At 64.2% G+C, this 265-nt stretch carries 1 protein-coding gene; it reads left to right on the top strand.

The window, feature by feature from the left end; genetic code table 11:
- Positions 1–183 (top strand): hypothetical protein (locus SB753_RS37975; protein ID WP_410805276.1); only part of this gene is annotated, 183 nt, incomplete at its 5' end.
- Positions 184–265 lie beyond the last annotated feature (82 nt).

Below are 265 nucleotides of genomic sequence, written 5' to 3'. Positions count from 1 at the left end.
CTCGCGGGCGTCTCCGCGAACGATGTCGATGCCCGGCACCGCGTATTTCGAGAGGTTCGCAACTGGCTCACCAGCGATGGTTACAGTTACCGCATCGGCGCCCGTGCGGCTGTTTGCGTCGCGTCGTATGGCCCCAACGAGCTCCACGTATCCTCTGGTCGCGGGCGAGTGCTGGCTGACTAGATCGAGGATCCGCTGACGCGCTTTACTCGCCGTCGCGACAACCCTCACGAGATCGAAGGCGGCCCCTGAGTCTGCATCGCCA

Source organism: Paraburkholderia sp. SIMBA_053 (genome assembly GCF_046534895.1).
Classification (GTDB): Bacteria; Pseudomonadota; Gammaproteobacteria; order Burkholderiales; family Burkholderiaceae; genus Paraburkholderia; species Paraburkholderia caledonica.
The sequence above is the reverse complement of the archived record's forward strand: the minus strand, read 5'-3'. Positions and strand labels throughout refer to the sequence as shown.